The organism is Bacillus hominis (assembly GCF_018332515.1).
Taxonomy (GTDB): Bacteria; Bacillota; Bacilli; order Bacillales; family Bacillaceae_G; genus Bacillus_A; species Bacillus_A hominis.
On the sequence record NZ_BOQD01000634.1, the window covers coordinates 1 to 231 of the forward strand.

Consider the following 231-nt stretch of genomic DNA (forward strand, 5'->3'; position numbering starts at 1 on the left):
AATTGTGTTACATTACAAGTTTTGCGTGCACTTAATTCATTTACAATTTGTAATCGTATTGGATGCGCCATTATTTTTAAAATATCTACATCTTCTTCAGTAACTAATTTTTTTGTCAACTCACTCGTATATGTTGTCATAAGACATTCCCCTTTTATATTGATTCCTTTTTATTTAGATCCATTTCTAAAGAAAGCCACAATCCTCAATTAAGACCCTTATATAGAAATA

Annotated in this window: 1 pseudogene; it reads right to left on the bottom strand. The window is 28.6% G+C overall.

Features of this window, described 5'->3' with window-relative positions:
• Positions 1-140, bottom strand: a pseudogene (locus KI356_RS27715) (ArsR/SmtB family transcription factor); the annotation flags it as partial.
• Between the last annotated feature and the right edge of the window lie 91 nt (positions 141-231).